Here is a 14,020-nt window from a genome sequence, read left to right on the forward strand (position 1 = left end):
TTAGCGCGTCAGGCGGGCGACGGCGCGATCGAGACGCACGAAGGCTTCCTCAATGTCCGCCAGCGGAATATTGAGCGCGGGGGCAAAGCGCAGGACGTCAGGTCCGGCGATCAGGGCGATCAGCCCCTCCTGCGCCGCGAGGTTGGTCAGCGTTTTGGCCTGGCCGCGCAGGCGGCTCGCCAGCTCGGCGCCAATCAGCAGCCCGACGCCGCGCACCGCGCTGAAAAGATCGTACTTCGCGTTTAGCGCATTCAGCCCGGCGACGATAGCGTCGTGCCGCTCGCCAACCCCGGCCAGCAGCGCCTCATCCAGCTGCGCCAGAACGCCGTTGGCCGCCGTTGCCGCCAGCGGATTGCCGCCGAAAGTGGTGCCGTGGGTCCCCGGCTGGAAAACCTGCGCCCACGCCTCTTTCACCAGCATGGCGCCAATCGGGAAGCCGCCGCCCAGCCCTTTGGCGCTGGTGAGTATGTCCGGGACCACGTTATAGTGCTGGTAGGCGTAGAGCGCGCCGGTCCTCCCGGCGCCGGTCTGAACTTCGTCAAAAATCAGCGTGACGTCATGCTGGTCGCACAGCTCCCGCAGCGTCCTGAGGAATGCCGGATCGGCCGGAACCACGCCGCCCTCGCCGATAATCGGCTCAACGATCACCGCGCAGGTTCGCGCTGAGATGGCGGCGGTGAGCGCCGCGATATCGTTATACGGCAGATGGGTAATATCCGGCGGCAACGGCGCGTAATCACAGGAGTATTTCGGCTGTCCCCCCACCGACACGGTGAACAGCGTGCGGCCGTGGAAGGCGTTATTGAAGGCAATAATTTCGCTTTTATCGGCGCCAAACTTATCGTGCGCATATTTGCGCGCCAGCTTCAGCGCCGCTTCGTTGGCTTCCGCCCCGGAGTTGCAGAAGAAAACCTTATCGGCAAAGGTGGCGTTAACCAGGGTTTTAGCCAGCTGCAGCACCGGCTCGTTGGTATAGCCGTTGCCAATGTGCCACAGGCTGTCGAGCTGCTCTTTCAGCGCCGCCGCCAGCGCCGGATTGCAGTGGCCAAGAGAGTTAACGGCGATGCCGCCCGCCAGGTCGATGTACTCTTTACCCTGCCGATCCCAAACTTTCGACCCTGCCGCTTTCAGCGGAATAAACGGGGCCGGTGCGAAACAGGGAACCATATAAGAATCAAAATCTTCACGAGTAATGCTGCCTGACATAACACTTCTCCGGAACAATTGTTGACAATAATTAATGTTGTCAGTCGTGGATATTCGAAATTAACCATTCCCGTGCGCCGTTTTTATTGCGAGCGAATCCGTTGCGATGAAATGAAATTCAGCGCAAAAAATAAAGGCCTTATAAACGCAAGGGCAATTGTTAAGTCATGGTTAATAGCTTGTGCATTGTGTGCTCTCATGCTGGCGCCTACTGTGCTACAAAGTCAATACGGTTGGCTAGCAATTTATTCACTTTTTGAAGATCATCAAGGTAATGATAAATATAGATAATTTATTTTTATATTCACTAATTTGCATAAAATATGCATATTGATGCACGACATGAGGCGGGTTTTCAGTGCGTAGTTATTCACTTAAAAAATAAAATTTCTAACAAAAATGTAAAATTCGTAATTGCCGTCAAATACTGCTTTATAAAATTGGTGATATTATTCATCACACAGAGTTTACTGCTGTAGCTATTCCACGGTTTTACACGACATAAATAACATTGAGAACAGGACTCTTATGGAAAAGTTATCTTACGCATCTGAAAGTAGTGCATCTCCCTGGACAACCTATCTGCGCCAGATCGACCGCGTAGCGCCTTATCTGGGCGATCTAGCCTACTGGGTGGAAACCCTGCGCCACCCGAAACGCGCGCTGATCGTCGACATTCCGGTGCAGATGGATGACGGCACCATCCGCCACTTCGAAGGCTATCGCGTACAGCACAATCTTTCGCGTGGACCGGGTAAAGGTGGTGTTCGCTACCATCCGGACGTTGACCTGAACGAAGTGATGGCGCTTTCTGCCTGGATGACCATCAAGTGCGCCGCAGTCAATATTCCTTACGGCGGCGCTAAGGGCGGCGTTCGCGTCGACCCGTTCAGCCTGTCGGAAGGCGAGCTGGAACGCCTGACCCGCCGCTACACCAGTGAAATCGGCCTTATCATCGGACCGCAAAAAGATATTCCGGCGCCGGATGTCGGCACCAACGGCAAAGTGATGGCATGGATGATGGATACCTACTCCATGAACCACGGCACCACCATCACCGGCGTAGTCACCGGCAAGCCGATCCACCTCGGCGGTTCTCTCGGTCGTGAAAAGGCCACCGGCCGCGGCGTGTTTATCACCGGTCGCGAAGTGGCTGGCCGCTTCGGAATTGAAATTGAGGGCGCGAAAGTTGCGCTGCAGGGCTTTGGTAACGTGGGTAGCGAAGCGGCCCGCCTGTTCTCCGAAGTTGGCGCTCGGGTGGTGGTGATTCAGGACCACACCGCGACGCTGTTCAACGAGGGCGGGATTGATATGGCCGCCCTGACCGCATGGCAGGCGGAGAAGAAGCAGATTGCCGGCTTCCCTGGCGCCCGCGAAATCGACAAAGAAGCGTTCTGGACCACGCCGATGGATATTCTGATCCCGGCGGCGCTGGAGGGTCAGATCACCCGCGAGCGCGCGGAAAAAATCAGCTGCAAGCTGGTGCTGGAAGGCGCGAACGGCCCGACCTATCCCGAGGCCGATGATGTGCTGGCCGAGCGCGGCGTGATCGTGGTGCCGGACGTTATCTGCAACGCCGGCGGCGTGACCGTCAGCTACTTCGAGTGGGTGCAGGATATGGCGAGCTTCTTCTGGAGCGAGGAGGAGATCAACGCCAAAATGGACCGCATCATGACCGATGCGATCGTCCACGTCTGCGAGAAAGCCGCCGACAAAGAGTGCTCTCTGCGTACCGCGGCCTACATCGTCGCCTGTGAGCGTATTCTGATGGCGCGTAAAGATCGCGGGATCTATCCGGGCTAAGGCTCGACGACGATCGCCACAACCGCCCGGGCCCTGGCCCGGGCTTTTTTTTGCTCTTTCACCGCCAACCGTACGCTTTTCGTACAACCCATTAACAATTTTCTATTTAACCTTGAATTCGCCAATCCGTCGGGCATAAACTCATTAGAGCTCTAATGACTTTGCAGAAGACTATGGATAACCGACAGCTTACCTTTTCCCATTTACTGTACCTCACCGCCCATCACTGGCGGCTGGCGGTCAACCGCCGCCTCAAGGACCTCGGCATGAGCCAGGCCAGCTGGGTCGCCGTCTCGGCGATTGCCCGCAACGAACAGCCGCTGTCGCAAAGCGAGCTGGCCCAGGAGCTGGGCGTAGAGAGCGCCACTATCGTCCCGCTGATCAACCGGCTGGTGGAGTTAGCGCTGGTGGAGCGCGTAAAAACCGACAGCGACCGGCGCAAGCGCCTGCTGGTTGCCACCGACAAAGGCCTTGAGCTTTATCTGCAGGTAAAAACGGTGGCCGATGATTTACGCGAAGAGATTTTAAGCGCCATCAGCCCCGAAGAGCGGCAGCAAACGCACCTGGTACTGGAAAAACTGCTGCGCGAGGTGGAGAAAAAGTAATGCCTCGCCGTCCTGAAAACCCCTACGTGCCCCATGAATGGGCGCCGCATGAAAAGCCGGCGATCCTCGGTTCGCCCTCGACGCCGATCCACCCGACGCCAAAGCGTATCGCCTACGGCATTGTCGGGCTGCTGGTCTGCCTGACCGGCGCGCTGGGCAACGCGGTGGTGACCGCCAACCTGCAGAACCTGCAGGGAACCTTCGCCGCCTGGTCGACGGAAATCGCCTGGCTGCCGGCGGTCTACGTCATGACCAACGTCTCGATCAACCTGCTGCTGGTAAAATTTCGCCAGCAGTTCGGCCTGCGCGCCTTTACCGAAGGCTTTCTGGTGCTGTACGTGCTGGTGACCTTTTTCCACCTCTTCGTCAACGATCTCAGCTCGGCCATGATGGTCCGCGCCGCGCACGGCATGGTGGCGGCGGCGCTCAGCTCGCTGGGCATTTATTATCAGGTGCAGGCGTGGCCCGCCCGCCACCGCCTCAAGGCGCTGACCATCGGGATCACCGGCTCGTCGCTGGCGATCCCTCTCGCCCGCCTCTTCTCCACGGAGCTGCTGCAGATTGACGAATGGCGCGGCCTCTACTTTTTTGAACTGGGGCTGGCGCTGGTCTCTCTCGCCTGCGTAATGGTGCTCAAGCTGCCCCCCAGCGATCGGAAGAAGGTGTTCGAGAAAAAGGACTTCATTACCTTTATTCTGCTGGCCCCCGGCATGGCGCTGGTCTGCGCCGTTCTCTCGCTGGGCCGCCTTGACTGGTGGTTTGAAGCCCCGTGGATCGGCTGGGCGCTGGCGGGCGCGGTGGTGCTGATTGTGTCGGCCATCGTCTTCGAGCACAACCGCAGCAACCCGCTGCTCAACACCCACTGGCTCTCCAGCGGCAGCATCCTGCGCCTGGGATTAATTATGCTGCTAATGCGGATCGTGCTGGCGGAGCAAAACACCGGGGTTATCGGCTGGCTGCAGTACGTGGGGTTGCAGAACGAACAGATGACCCAGCTGGCGTGGTCGATTTTCGCCGGGATCGCCTGCGGCATCGTCGCCAGCTGCCTGACCCTCAACCCGCAGCGGCTTTACTGGCCCACCGCCACCGCCCTGGCGCTGATCATGATAGCCTCGCTGCTCGACAGCCGCTCGACCATCCTGACGCGTCCCGAACAGCTGATGTTCAGCCAGTTCCTGCTCGGCTTCGGCAGCGCGTTCTTCCTGGCGCCGGCGATGCTGGCCGGGATCGGCGGGGTCATTGCCGACCAGCGCAACCTGGTGAGCTTTTCGGTGCTGTTTGGCATGAGCCAGAATATCGGCGGCCTGCTGGGGTCGGCGATCCTCGGCACCTTTCAGACCTGGCGGGAAAAGTTTCACTCCAGCCAGCTCGCCGACCAGATAACCACGCTGAATCCGCTGATTGCCGAGCGCCTGCAGCAATACAGCCAGATGTATCAAAGCCAGATTGGCGACAGCACGCTGCTAAGCGTGCAGGCCAGTACGCTCTTGCAGAACGCCTCAACGCTGCAGGCCAATATTCTTGCCTACAATGACACCTATCTGCTGACGGCGTTGATTTCCGCCGGCACGCTGATCTGGGTGTTCTGGCGCCTGATAAGGCTGCGTATTACCGCTCGCATTGCGCTTAAACGCGCGACGGGAAACAAATAACAAAGATAATTTTTACTCTGGAGTCGTTATGAGTCAGCAGGATGCCGCCAGGCAACAGGCCAATACCCGCAATAATATCCGCGTAGTCTCTATTTTCAGCGCCGCCGCCATTGGCCTTGTTGGGGTGCTGGTGATTCTGTACGCGTGGCAGCTGCCGCCGTTTACCCGCCACAGCCAGTTTACCGATAACGCCTACGTGCGCGGGCAGACCACCTTTATCAGCCCGCAGGTCAGCGGCTATATCACCGCCGTCAACGTCCAGGATTTTGCCGAGGTCCAGCCCGGAGAGACGCTGTTCCAGATTGACGACCGGATCTACAGGCAGCGCGTCCACCAGGCGCAGGCTACTCTGGCGATGAAGGAGTCGGCGCTGAAAAATAACCAACAGCAGCGCCGAAGCGCCCAGGCGGTGATTGCCCGCAATGAGGCCGCGCTGCAAAACGCCCGCGCGCAGAATCAAAAAAACCAGGCCGACTTAAAGCGGGTGCAGGATTTGACCGCCGACGGTTCGCTGTCAATTCGCGAGCGCGACTCGGCAAGAGCCAGCGCCGCGCAGGGCACCGCCGATATTGAACAGGCGAAAGCCACGCTGGAAATGTCGCGTCAGGATCTGCAATCCACCATCGTCAACCGCGACGCGCTGGAAGCCGACGTTGCCAGCGCCAGGGCCGCGCTGGAGCTGGCGGATATCGATCTGCAGAACACGCGGATCGTCGCGCCAACCGGCGGACAGCTGGGGCAGATCTCCGTGCGTCTCGGCGCCTACGTCAGCGCCGGTACCCACCTGACGTCGCTGGTGCCGCCGCAGCACTGGGTGATCGCCAATATGAAAGAGACCCAGCTGGCGCACATTCGCATTGGCCAGGCCGCAACCTTTAGCGTCGATGCGCTCGATGGCGAGGCGTTCCGCGGCGTCGTCCAGAGCATCTCCCCGGCGACCGGCGTTGAATTCAGCGCCATTTCGCCGGATAACGCCACCGGCAACTTTGTTAAAATTGCCCAGCGAATTCCGGTGCGCATCGCGGTCGATGAGGGGCAGAAAAATAGCCAGCACCTGCGCCCCGGCATGTCGGTGCAGGTCACCATCGATACCCGTGAGGGAGAGAAGCCATGATGCGCCGGCTCACCCTTGCGCTGGCGCTGAGCGTCGCGCTGGCCGGCTGCCGGTCAGCAGACGTGCCGCCCGCAGCGTCGTCGCTGCAGATCCCCGCCACCTGGCGCGCCGAAATCGGCCCCGCCAGCCCGCTTGAGGGCGTGTGGTGGCGCAACTTTCACGACAGCCAGCTCAATCAGTACGTGGAACAGGCGCTGCGCTATAACAGCGATGTGCTGATCGCCCGCGAACGGGTGAATGAATACCAGGCGCGGGCCTATGCCGCCGACAGCAGCCTGTTTCCGTCCCTTGACGCCTCGCTGAGCGGCAGCCGCGCCCGCGCGCAGTCCGCTGCCACCGGCCTGCCCATCCACAGTACGGTCTATAAAGGCGGGCTTACCGCCAGCTATGACGTCGATATCTGGGGAGCCAACCGCAGCGCCGCCAGCGCCGCCGAGGCCAGCCTTGAGGCGCAGAAGGCAGCCGCCGCTGCCGCAGACCTTACCGTCGCCGCCTCGGTGGCCGTCGGCTATCTGACGCTGCTCTCTCTGGACGAGCAGCTGCGGGTCACCCGGCAGACGCTGAAATCCCGCGAAGACGCCTACAGCATGGCTAAACGCCAGTTTGAGACCGGCTATACCTCGCGCCTCGAGCTGATGCAGGCCGATTCGGAGCTGAGATCTACCCGGGCGCAGATCCCGCCGCTGGAGCATCAAATCGCCCAGCAGGAGAACGCCCTCAGCGTGCTGATCGGCAGTAACCCGCAGGAGATCAGGCGTCAGGACTTTGCCCATCTGACGCCGCTGGCGCTGTCGTCGCAGCTGCCCTCCAGCCTGCTGAACCGCCGACCGGATATCGCGCAGGCCCAGTGCCAGCTGCTCGCCGCCGACGCCACCCTTGCCTCTTCCCAGGCCCGGCTGCTGCCGTCGATCAATTTGACCGCCACCGGCAGCATGCAGGACCGTACGCTGCCGGATCTGCTCGATAATCCGCTGCGGCTGTGGAGCATCGGCGGCAGTATTCTCGCTCCGCTGCTGAACCGCCAGGCGCTGAACGCCCAGGTCGACGTGTCGATGGCCCAGCGTAACCAGGCGCTGTACGGCTATGAGAAAACGGTGCGCGGCGCGTTTCGCGAGGTCAACGATAGCCTGGACGCCATCACCCGCTACGGCGAACAGCTCACGGAGCTGCAGGAGCAGGAGGCGGTGGCGCAGGAGACGCTGCGGATTGCCGGAAACCGTTATCGTAACGGCTACTCCTCTTATCTCGAGGTTCTGGACGCCCAGCGCACCCTGTTCTCGACGCAAATCAGCGTCGTGCAGGTGAAAAATAACCTGCTGCTGGCCCAGGTTGATTTATATCGGTCGCTGGGAGGCGGCTGGTCTGATTCATCAGGGACGTAATACAGGAAATTTTGCATGCAACAACAATGGTCTGCTGTAGATAATTATCTTGTTGAAACGCTGATCCCGCACGACCCGCTGCTGCAGCAGGTGCTGGAGAATAACCAGCGCGCCGGCCTTCCGGCCTACGACGTTGCCGCCAACCAGGGCCAGTTTCTGGCGCTGCTGGTGCGCATCACCCGCGCCCGGCGGGTGCTGGAGATCGGCACGCTCGGCGGCTATAGCACCATCTGGATGGCGCGCGAGCTGCCGCCGGACGGCGAGCTGCTGACCCTGGAAGCCGACCCGCACCATGCGCAAACTGCGCGGCAGAATATTCGGCTGGCGGGCGTGGACGATCGGGTCGAGGTGCGCGAAGGCCCGGCGCTGGCAACCCTTGAGAGCCTCGGCGATCGCCCCGCTTTTGATCTGATTTTTATCGATGCCGATAAGCCCAACAACCCGCACTACCTGCGGTGGGCCCTGCGCTACTCCCGGCCGGGAACGCTGATTATCGGCGATAACGTGGTGCGGGATGGGGAAGTGACCAATCCGCACAGCGCCGATGAGCGGGTCCAGGGCGTGCGGCGGTTTATTGAGATAATGGGTAGCGACCCGCGCCTGACGGTGACGGCGCTGCAGACGGTGGGCAGCAAGGGCTGGGATGGATTTACGCTGGCGTGGGTCAACGGGTAGCTCCGCTACCGGCAGCGGCCCCAGCCGATTAACGTGGCTGCTCGCTAAGAGAAACTTCTCTCATTAACCTCAGCGGAATATTTCGTTCATTTCCGTGGAATGTTCCGTTCACGTTGAATCCGACGTTTTTCCCACACCCGCTGCGGGTGAACGGCACGGGGGCGTTTCGCCCGCCCCACGCTGCCAACCCGTGGCAATTAGGTTGCGATTTCATTGCTGAAAGAATTTTCAGCAATGACCATGCAGGCATGAGGCATCGGGATATGCAGCAGGGGGGTTGGGCCGGCTAAAAATCGCTGAGGCGGAGGCGGCTGGCCGGGGCCGCCAGCATGGACAAAAACGCCCGGAGCGTTTTTGAACGACGTTGACGTCGGCCCCGAAGGGGTGAGTCCCAGGGATGGGACGAATAACCTGGCGGAGGCAAGCCTTACAGGGACGTTACCTCTTGCCGTCCCCGAATAGCCAGACGGCGGAGACGAAGGTATCGCGCAGCGACGATTTTTCTTGCCGGGATGCCGGGTCCCCAGGGCCGGGCGAAACCGGCCTTGGGCCGTTCACCTATGCCGCAGTAAACAGAAGTATGCGGGACCAATGGTGAACGGAACATTCCACCGAACACTTCACAGAGCAAGCTAAGAAAACACGCCTTCACCCTGCCCTAAAACGACCATCAGGCAACGATCTGCTCCATCGCCTGCAGGATCCGCTTATCGGAAATCGGGTACGGAGTACCCAGCTGCTGGGCGAAGAAGCTGACGCGCAGCTCCTCGATCATCCAGCGGATCTCCTGCACGTCCTCGTCGTCACGGCGGGCTGGCGGCAGCTTATTCAGCCACTGCTGCCACGCCTGCTGAATGCTCTCAACCTTCAGCATCTGCGCGCGATCGCGGTGCGGATCGACCGCCATCTTCTCCAGCCGCTTTTCAATCGCCTGCAGATAGCGCAGGGTATCGCCCAGCCGGCGGAAGCCGTTGCCGGTGACGAAGCCGCGATAAACCAGGCCGCTCATCTGCCCTTTGATATCCGACAGCCCCAGCGCCATGCTCATATCCACGCGCCCTTTCAGCCGCTTATTGACGTTGAACACCGCGGTGAGGATCTGCTCGACCTGCTTTGCAATCTCCACCACCGTATCGTTGAGCTCGGCGCGCACCTTGTCGTGCAGCTGCGTAAAGCCCTCTTCGGTCCAAACCGGCCCGCCGGCCTCGTCGATAAGCTTATCGACGCCGCAGGAGATGCAGTCGTCAATCAGATCCAGCACCTTGCCGTAGGGGTTAAAATAGAGCCCCAGCTTGGCCTTGTTCGGCAGCTTCTCGTGCAGATATTTGACAGGCGACGGAATGTTCAGCAGCAGCAGCCGGCGCAGGCCGCGCCACATCGCCTGCTGCTGCTCAAGCGGATTGTCGAACAGCTTAATCGCGACGCTGTCACGTTCGTCCACCAGCGCCGGCCAGGCCTTAACCCGATAGTTGCCGCGCTTTTGCTCATAGCTTTCCGCCAGGGTGCCGAAGCTCCAGATATGCAGCCCGCTCTGCTCGATACCGTCATCGGCCACCGCGGAGAGCGTCTCCTGCACTTTCCCCTTCAGCGCATCCTTTAACTCCTGCAGCGAACGGCCTTCGGCGAGCTTCTTGTTCTTATCATCCACCACCCGGAAGGTGATTTTTAGGTGATCGGGCACCTGATCCCACTGCCAGGCCTCGCGGTCGATGGTCACCCCGCTCATCCGCCGCAGCTCGCGCTCCAGCGAATCCAGCAGCGGCAGCTCCAGCGGCGTCGCGCGGCCTAAAAAGGCTTCGGCATAGTTCGGCGCCGGCACGAAGTTGCGCCGCACCGGTTTCGGCAGCGACTTAATCAGGGCGATAATCAGCTCCCGACGCAGGCCGGGGATTTGCCATTCGAAGCCGGACTCGTCCACCTGGTTGAGCAGCGGCAGCGGAATATGCACCGTCACCCCATCGGCGTCGGCGCCCGGTTCGAACTGATAGGTCAGACGCAGCTTGAGGTTGCCCTGGTGCCAGAAGTTCGGGTAGTCCAGCTTGCTGACCTGCTCCGCGCCCTCTTTAATCAGCATGCTCTTTTCGAAGTTGAGCAGATCCGGGGTCTCGCGGCTGGCCTGCTTCCACCAGTTGTCGAAGTGGCGCGCCGAGATGACGTCATGGCCGATGCGCCGATCGTAAAACTCAAACAGCGTCTCGTCGTCGACCAGAATGTCGCGGCGGCGCGATTTGTGCTCCAGCTCTTCGATTTCCGTGCGCAGCTTGAGATTGTCGCGGAAGAAGGCGTGCCGGGTCTGCCAGTCGCCCTCCACCAGCGCGTGGCGGATAAACAGCTCGCGGCACAGCGCCGGGTCAATCTGGCTGTAGTTCACCTTGCGGGCGGCGACGATCGGCAGGCCGTAGACGGTTACTTTCTCCGTCGCCATCACCGCCCCCTGCGCCCGCTCCCAGTGCGGTTCGCTGTATGAGCGCTTAATCAGATGCTGCGCCACCGGCTCCACCCATTCCGGGTCGATGCGCGCGGCGATGCGCCCCCACAGGCGGCTGGTTTCCACCAGCTCGGCAACCATAGTCCACTTCGGCGGCTTCTTAAACAGCCCGGAGCCCGGGAAGATCGAGAAGCGGGCGTTACGCGCGCCGGTAAATTCCTGCTTGTCGGTATCCTTCATGCCGATATGCGACAGCAGCCCGGTCAGCAGCGCGGTGTGAATTTCGCGGTACTCCGCCGGCTCGCTATTTACCGGCAGGCCCAGTTCTTTCACCACCTGGCGCAGCTGGGTGTAGATGTCCTGCCACTCGCGCACCCGGAGGTAGTTAAGAAAATCGACGCGGCACTGGCGGCGGAACTGGTTCGATGACAGCGCTTTCTGCTGCTCGCCGAGGTAGTTCCATAAGTTGACGAAGGCGAGAAAATCCGACTCTTTATCGTGGAAACGGCGGTGCTTCTCATCGGAGGCCTGCTGCTTGTCCATCGGACGTTCGCGCGGGTCCTGAATCGACAGCGCCGAGGTAATGATCATCGCCTCGCGCACGCAGCCGTGCTTTTGCGCTTCCAGCACCATCCTCGCCAGCCGCGGGTCAACCGGCAGCTGGCTGAGCTGGCGGCCCATCGGCGTTAGCTTATAGGCGGTCATCTGCTCGTCGGTGGTAATCGCCCCGAGCTCCTCCAGCAGGCGCACGCCGTCCTGAATATTACGCTTGTCCGGCGCCTCAACGAACGGGAAGGCGGCGATATCCCCCAGCCCCAGGGCGGTCATCTGCAGAATAACCGACGCCAGGTTGGTGCGCAGGATTTCCGGGTCGGTAAACTCCGGGCGCGACAGGAAATCGTCTTCGGAATAGAGACGAATACAGATCCCTTCCGATACGCGGCCGCAGCGGCCCTTACGCTGGTTTGCGGAGGCCTGAGAAACGGGCTCAATCGGCAGGCGCTGCACCTTGGTGCGGAAGCTGTAGCGGCTGATGCGCGCGGTGCCCGGGTCAATAACGTACTTAATTCCCGGCACCGTCAGCGAGGTTTCCGCGACGTTGGTCGCCAGCACGATGCGCCGCCCGCTGTGGGACTGGAAGACGCGGTTCTGCTCGCTGTTCGACAGCCGGGCATAGAGCGGCAGCACTTCGGTATGCCGCAGGTTGAGCTTGTTGAGCGCATCGGCGGTATCGCGAATTTCCCGCTCTCCGCTCATAAAGATCAGAATATCGCCGGGACTTTCATGCCCCAGCTCTTCGACGGCGTCGAAAATCGCCTGCAGCTGATCGCGCTCGGTGTCATCGGCCTCTTCAACGATCGGCCGGTAGCGAACCTCGACCGGATAGGTGCGGCCGGAGACTTCGATAATCGGCGCATGGTTAAAGTGGCGCGAGAAGCGTTCCGGATCGATGGTCGCCGAGGTGATGATGATTTTCAGATCCGGACGCTTCGGCAGCAGCTCCCGCAGGTAGCCAAGCAGGAAGTCGATATTGAGGCTGCGTTCGTGGGCCTCATCGATAATGATGGTGTCGTACTGCATCAGCAGGCGGTCCTGCTGGATTTCCGCCAGCAGGATACCGTCGGTCATCAGCTTGACCATCGTGTTGTCGCCGACGTGGTCGCTAAAGCGCACCTTATAACCGATGCAGCCGCCAGGTTCGCTTTGCAGCTCCTCGGCGATGCGGTTAGCCACGGTACGCGCCGCCAGACGACGCGGCTGAGTGTGGCCAATGAGGCCTTTCACCCCGCGCCCCAGCTCCATACAGATTTTCGGCAGCTGGGTGGTTTTACCGGAACCGGTCTCCCCCGCCACAATCACCACCTGGTGATCGCGCACGGCTTCGAGAATCTCTTGTTTTTTCTGGCTTACCGGCAGGTTTTCCGGGTAGGTAATCGCCGGCCGCGCCGCTTCGCGCAGCAGGACTCTCCCTGCCGCCGCCGCAATCTCCTGCGCCATCTCCCGCAGAATAGCCTGCTGGGATTCAGGATTTTTAACCTTCTTCACGCCGTGCAGACGGCGGGAAAAGCGAGACCTGTCGCGCAGCATCAGGCCGTCAAGCTGCTGGAAGAGCTGGGGGAAGGTGAAAATTTGTTGTTCTGTCATAGCGTTATCGGGCAGTGCTCTGCCAGGAAAAATCTCTTTTGAAGTATTGCTGTAGATTACCACAGCTGTGCATTTCGTGCCTTGTTCAAAAAAACTGAACACAGAGTTCGATTTATTGCGCTTTCTCTGTGGCATGATTGTGAATAAAGTGTCAGCAAGCACCAGGGCATCGACCCGTCAATCTCATATAAGGAAACACCCATGAGCAAAGTATTAGTTCTGAAATCCAGTATTCTGGCAGGGTACTCGCAATCCGGTCAGCTGTCCGACTATTTTGTTGAACAATGGCGTGAAAAGCACGCTGAAGACGCGATCACCGTGCGTGACCTGGCAGCAAACCCGATCCCGGTACTGGATGGCGAACTGGTTGGTGCTCTGCGTCCGAGCGATGCGCCGCTGACCCCGCGTCAGCAGGAAGCGCTGGCGCTGTCCGACGAGCTGATCGCTGAGCTGCAGGCGAATGACGTGATTGTTATCGCCGCGCCGATGTACAACTTCAACATCCCGACTCAGCTGAAAAACTACTTCGACCTGGTGGCACGCGCCGGCGTCACCTTCCGTTACACCGAGAAAGGGCCGGAAGGTCTGGTTACCGGTAAACGCGCTGTCGTTGTGACCAGCCGCGGCGGCATCCATAAAGATACCCCGACTGACCTGGTGACTCCGTACCTGTCGACCTTCCTCGGCTTCATCGGCATCACCGACGTGAACTTCGTCTTCGCTGAAGGTATCGCTTACGGTCCGGAAGTGGCTGCCAAAGCGCAGAACGACGCGAAAGCGGCCATCGATAGCGTGGTTGCAGCGTAATATAGATTGCCACTCCCACCGCCCGGTGGGAGTTTCTTCTCCCCGTCACCCACCTTACGAGACGCCTCGTAAAATCAGCAGCCAATTCTGCCTGTAAATCCCCCAACGTATACGATAGCGCTCACGGCTTGCGGCCAGCTGTCTCCGATCTCCAGGCCTGACCTGACAAAATGTCGAAAAATCAGCGATAGGTACCATGTACA

9 protein-coding genes are annotated in these 14,020 nt (G+C 60.1%); 7 read left to right on the forward strand and 2 right to left on the reverse strand.

Annotated features, from left to right (window positions below):
- Complete coding sequence (locus QFI97_RS16260; RefSeq protein WP_331835336.1) at positions 1-1,206, reverse strand: bifunctional succinylornithine transaminase/acetylornithine transaminase; 1,206 nt, start codon at positions 1,204-1,206, stop codon at positions 1-3.
- A gap of 528 nt (positions 1,207-1,734) precedes the next feature.
- On the opposite strand from QFI97_RS16260, the gene QFI97_RS16270 reads away from it, so the two are divergent.
- The 6 genes from QFI97_RS16270 to QFI97_RS16295 all read left to right on the forward strand — a co-directional run bounded on the left by QFI97_RS16270 (position 1,735) and on the right by QFI97_RS16295 (position 8,437).
- The gene (locus QFI97_RS16270) at positions 1,735-3,009 is read left to right on the forward strand and encodes a Glu/Leu/Phe/Val family dehydrogenase (protein WP_241721606.1); all 1,275 of its coding nucleotides are present in this window, start codon (positions 1,735-1,737) and stop codon (positions 3,007-3,009) included.
- A 173-nt stretch (positions 3,010-3,182) separates the two neighbouring features.
- Positions 3,183-3,614 carry a MarR family winged helix-turn-helix transcriptional regulator gene (locus tag QFI97_RS16275; RefSeq protein WP_041145284.1) on the forward strand — a complete coding sequence of 144 codons (432 nt, stop codon included), beginning with the start codon at positions 3,183-3,185 and terminating at the stop codon, positions 3,612-3,614.
- Positions 3,614-5,266 carry an MFS transporter gene (locus QFI97_RS16280; protein WP_346431593.1) on the forward strand — a complete coding sequence of 551 codons (1,653 nt, stop codon included), beginning with the start codon at positions 3,614-3,616 and terminating at the stop codon, positions 5,264-5,266. The genes QFI97_RS16275 and QFI97_RS16280 overlap by 1 nt, the downstream gene beginning before the upstream one ends.
- Before the next feature lie 28 nt (positions 5,267-5,294).
- Positions 5,295-6,380: an HlyD family secretion protein gene (locus QFI97_RS16285; protein WP_095097321.1), complete on the forward strand. Its 1,086-nt coding sequence runs from the start codon at positions 5,295-5,297 to the stop codon at positions 6,378-6,380.
- Positions 6,377-7,762, forward strand: coding sequence for an efflux transporter outer membrane subunit (locus tag QFI97_RS16290; RefSeq protein WP_346431594.1), 1,386 nt, complete (start codon positions 6,377-6,379; stop codon positions 7,760-7,762). Before QFI97_RS16285 ends, QFI97_RS16290 begins: the two co-directional genes overlap by 4 nt.
- Before the next feature lie 15 nt (positions 7,763-7,777).
- On the forward strand, positions 7,778-8,437 hold the full coding sequence (locus tag QFI97_RS16295) for an O-methyltransferase (protein WP_346431595.1): 660 nt from the start codon (positions 7,778-7,780) through the stop codon (positions 8,435-8,437).
- Positions 8,438-9,107: 670 nt separating this feature from the next.
- Here the strand turns inward: QFI97_RS16295 and hrpA are convergent.
- Positions 9,108-13,010: an ATP-dependent RNA helicase HrpA gene (gene hrpA / locus QFI97_RS16300; RefSeq protein ID WP_499843346.1), complete on the reverse strand. Its 3,903-nt coding sequence runs from the start codon at positions 13,008-13,010 to the stop codon at positions 9,108-9,110.
- 201 nt (positions 13,011-13,211) lie between these two features.
- Between hrpA and azoR the strand changes: the two genes are divergently transcribed.
- Positions 13,212-13,817 (forward strand): FMN-dependent NADH-azoreductase, encoded by a 606-nt coding sequence (azoR, locus tag QFI97_RS16305; protein ID WP_095097309.1) that lies wholly within the window; start codon positions 13,212-13,214, stop codon positions 13,815-13,817.
- Positions 13,818-14,020: the final 203 nt, after the last annotated feature.

The sequence above is a fragment of the Klebsiella scottii genome, assembly GCF_036561945.1.
GTDB lineage: Bacteria > Pseudomonadota > Gammaproteobacteria > Enterobacterales > Enterobacteriaceae > Klebsiella > Klebsiella scottii.